Origin of the sequence: Streptomyces sp. 13-12-16, assembly GCF_002114215.1 — a bacterium.
Taxonomy (GTDB): domain Bacteria; phylum Actinomycetota; class Actinomycetes; order Streptomycetales; family Streptomycetaceae; genus Streptomyces.
Genome location: NZ_NCTE01000908.1, coordinates 11682 through 15840, shown reverse-complemented (window position 1 = coordinate 15840; position 4159 = coordinate 11682). Strand labels below are relative to the sequence as shown.

Below are 4159 nucleotides of genomic sequence, written 5' to 3'. Positions count from 1 at the left end.
GGTGAGGGAGCCGAGGCGGGTGACCACGCCCGCCAGGCCGTCGAAGGTGGCCGCGTAGGCGGCGTTGAAGGGCCAGTTGCCGCAGCCCTCGTACTGGTGGTCGAAGGTGTGGCGGGCCGCGTGGCAGATCTGCGGGTCGGCGTAGGACGGGTCGACCCAGGAGAGCTGCTCCTCGGTGAGCCGGCCGCCCCAGTACTCGATGATCATCTGCGAGGAGGTGGGGCTGCACCAGGCCTCACCGCCGTTGTCGTACTCCGGGTACTGGCCCTTGTGGATCTCCTGCGAGTAGCGCGGGACGATCAGCTCCCCGGCGAGACCGGGCACGGAGGCGGGGACGGTGAACCGGTCGGGGATGTCGGAGCCCATCGCGCCGAGCCGCCACACGGTCGGGGTGAGCCGGGTGCCGGGACGGCGGTGGAGGGTCAGTCGCAGCCGGTACGAGACGACGCGCAGGCCCGAGGCCGCGTCGTCCACGGAGAGCGTGTCCGTCCAGACGGTGCTCTTCCCGTCGCTCTGGTCGTCCACCGAGGTGCGCCGGATGTCCTGGTCGCCGGCGGCCCAGCGGCCCATGACGTACCAGGGGGTGTCCGTGCCGTCGGAGTACGTGCCCTTCAGCTCGGTCTGGAGCCAGGTGCCCGCGGGGGTGTGCGCGTTCCAGGAGGCGATGACCTCCGTGGCCGGAACCCTGAGCCGGTGCACGGGCGAGGTCCAGGTCGCGTACTCCCAGGCGGCCGTGCGGCCGGTGTGCGGGTCGGTGTAGTCCGTGGTGCCGACGGGCCTCGCGATCAGAAGGCCGGGACGGACACCGACGACGGCACGGGTCCCGACGGCGGTACCGCCGCGCCAGTCGGTGTACGAGGTCCAGGACCGGTTGTCGACGGGGCGGGCGGCGGTCCGGCCGGCGGTGTCGGTGGCGTGTCCGGTCGGGGTACCGGCCGTCGGGGTTCCGGCGGACGCCGGGCCCGCGCTCCCGGCGACGGCGGTGACGACCGCCGCGGCCAGGAGGGATCTGCGGGACGGCAGTTCGGCTCTGCTCATGGGTGGAGGACCCCCAGGTGTCGGAGTCGGGACAGGACCAAAGCACGGCCGGCCGGACGGTGTGCGTCCGCCGGGTGGAGCGGTGTGCGCCAACTATGAACGCAGCCGGGCGGATCCTGCCAGCACCCCGGCCGTACCGCGCCCGACCAACATGGGACTCGACCAATGGCGGGACCCCCGGTGGACCCGTCCGGCCGAGGGCCGGTCCGTCCGGGGCTCGGCCGTCCGGGGCCTAGAGTGCTCCGGTAGGCCCTCTCCCTCCCCCGCCCCCAGGAACCAGCCATTCACGATCTCGCCTCCCGCATCCGCCGGCTCGCCCCCTCGTGCGGCCCGGTCCGGCTCGTCGGCGTCGACGGGCACGCCGGCTCGGGGAAGTCGACGTTCGCCGTACGGCTGGCCGAGGCACTGGACGGCGCTCCGGTGCTGCGGCTCGACGACATCGCCAGCCACACCGAACTGTTCGACTGGACCGGACGGCTGCTGAGCCAGGTGATCGAGCCGCTCGGCCGAGGCGAGACCGCGCGCTACTCCCCCTACGACTGGCGGACCCGCCGCTTCGGACCGCCCCGCCCGCTGCCGCCCGCCCCCGTGGTCGTCGTGGAGGGCGTCGGCGCGGGGCGCCGGGCCCTGCGCCCGTATCTGGCGCTGCTGCTGTGGATGGACCTCCCCCGGGAGGAGTCCTGGTCGCGGGGGCGGGCCCGCGACGGCGCGGAGCAGCGGGAGTTCTGGGACGGCTGGATCCGCGCGGAACGCGAGCACTTCGCGGGCGACCCCTCACGCCCCTTCGCGGGGCTTCTGGTGCGGCAGCGCCCGAAGGGGTACGAGCTGCTTCCCGGGTCCGCCGAGGCGGGTGAATCACCCCCTCCGCTCACACAGGGTGACGGGCCACCCGCATTGTGGTGAACCCGTGAAGAGCGGTCCCGGACAAGTTGCCGGAGTACCCCAACTCGGCTTGACCGGGGGCGCGTACAGGTCTTACGTTCTCAATGTGCGGCCCTTCGGGAGCCGCCGGCAGACGCGAAGCCCCCGGTTGTTCCCCCGTGATCGGGGGCTTCGTTCTGCCCTCTTCGCGTTTTTCGGGCGCCCAGTGGCATATGACGATCACCCTGGGTCACCACACGTGGTCCGCGCTCCCCCCTCCCACCTCGCCCTTCGGCGGGTACGGCACCCTACGGACGTACCGCCGCCGCGGGTACGATGCCCTCGGTGCGACCTACGGACGCTACTTCGCGCACCTTCCAACTCCGGTCCGCGGCACAGCGGTTCGACCAACGGGAGCCGACGGACGAGGGCCGGCCGGCACACCTACGGGGGCACGGTTCGTGGGGGACGTGATGGACTTCGGCACGCAGGGCCCGCAGGCCCCGGCCGACCTCGCCTGGCTGCGGGGCGTGGACGCCTACACGATGGGCGCCTATCCGCAGGCGGAGGAGGAGTTCCGGGTCGCGGTGCGGATCGACCCGGGGATGGCCGACGGCTGGCTCGGGCTGCACGCGCTGCGCGTCGACACGACGACCGCGCTGCTCAGGATGTTCCGGCACCGGGAGCGCTTCGGCGAGCAGCGCGCCCGGCACCGCCGCACCCTCAACTCCTGGTACTGGCTCGGCTGGTGGGTGCAGCCGGTGCTGGAGAGCCCCCGCGATCTGCTGCTGGCGCACGCCTCCCACTGGCTGGACGGGCGCCATGTCCCCGAGCTGGACCGGGCGCTCGCCGGGCTGCCCCCGGTGGACACCGATCCGCAGGTCCGCTTCCTGCACGCCTGCCGCGCCTACCTGGTCAAGGACTGGGAGCAGCTGGTCCGGCACACGGACTCCCTCGTCGAGGACCCGCTGCTGGGCATCGAGGCCGGCCTGTTCGGCGGCATGGCCCGGGTGCGGCTGGAGATGTACGGGCAGGCCGAACCGCTGCTGTCGGCGGCGCTGATGCGGTGCCGCAGCGAACAGCCGCAGCGCAAGGAGCTGCGCTACTGGCTGGCCCGCGCCCACGAGGGGACCGGCCGCAGCGCCGCCGCGCTCCCCCTGTACCGGGCCGTGCACCGGGTCGATCCGGCCTTCATGGACACCTCCGCCCGGCTCGCCGCGATCGCCGAGGGCGACGGGTACGACGACTCCGCCGACCTCGCCTCGATCACGCTCACCGGGGCCGGGCAGGACGTCATGGACGGCCCCGACATGCTCGATCCGCTGTTCGGCACCGAGGGGCGTGACCTGCGGCTGTCCGAGCCCGAGCCCGTACCGGGTCCGCTGCCGCCGGTCGCCGCTCCGGGTGTGCGGGAGCGGACGGGATCCGGGGTGTCCCCGCTGCCCACCGGGCCCACGGACCCCGCGTTACTGGAGGAGGCGCTCGCCGAACTGGAGCGCATGGTGGGCCTGGAGCCGGTGAAGCGGCAGGTCAAGGCGTTGTCGGCGCAGCTGAACATGGCGCGGCTGCGGGCCGGACAGGGGTTGCCGGTGCAGCCGCCGAAACGCCACTTCGTCTTCTCCGGGCCGTCCGGGACGGGGAAGACGACGGTGGCCCGCATCCTCGGCCGTGTGTTCTACGCCCTCGGGCTGCTCGGTGGTGACCATCTGGTGGAGGCCCAGCGGGCGGATCTGGTCGGTGAGTACCTGGGGCAGACCGCGGTGAAGGCCAACGAGCTGATCGACTCCGCGCTGGGCGGGGTGCTGTTCGTGGACGAGGCGTACTCGCTGTCCAACTCCGGGTACGGCAAGGGGGACGCGTACGGGGACGAGGCGCTGCAGGTGCTGTTGAAGCGGGCGGAGGACAACCGGGACCATCTGGTGGTGATCCTCGCCGGGTATCCGGAGGGGATGGACCGGCTGCTCGCCGCGAATCCCGGGCTGTCGTCGCGGTTCACGACCCGGGTGGACTTCCCCTCGTACCGGCCGCTGGAGCTGACCTCGATCGGGGAGGTGCTGGCGGGGGAGAACGGGGATGTGTGGGACGAGGAGGCGTTGGACGAGCTGCGGTCGATCGCCGGACACGTGGTGGATCAGGGGTGGATCGACGAGCTGGGGAACGGGCGGTTCCTGCGGACGCTGTACGAGAAGAGCTGTGCGTACCGGGATCTGCGGTTGTCCGTGTATCCAGGGGTGCTGACCCGGGATGATCTGGCCACGCT

The 4159-nt window shown here is 72.6% G+C and carries 3 protein-coding genes; 2 read left to right on the top strand and 1 reads right to left on the bottom strand.

The genetic code is table 11. The annotated features are described in order from the left end of the window. On the bottom strand, window positions 1–1038 hold a 1038-nt coding region (locus tag B7767_RS31865; protein WP_085575160.1), incomplete at its 3' end, for a C39 family peptidase. A 282-nt stretch (window positions 1039–1320) separates the two neighbouring features. Between B7767_RS31865 and B7767_RS31860 the strand changes: the two genes are divergently transcribed. Both B7767_RS31860 and B7767_RS31855 read left to right on the top strand, forming a co-directional pair. Next, a complete protein-coding gene (locus B7767_RS31860) occupies window positions 1321–1941 on the top strand; it encodes a hypothetical protein (RefSeq protein ID WP_085575159.1) in 621 nt (206 codons plus the stop codon). Window positions 1942–2372: 431 nt separating this feature from the next. Next, on the top strand, window positions 2373–4159 hold a 1787-nt coding region (locus tag B7767_RS31855; RefSeq protein WP_085575161.1), incomplete at its 3' end, for an AAA family ATPase.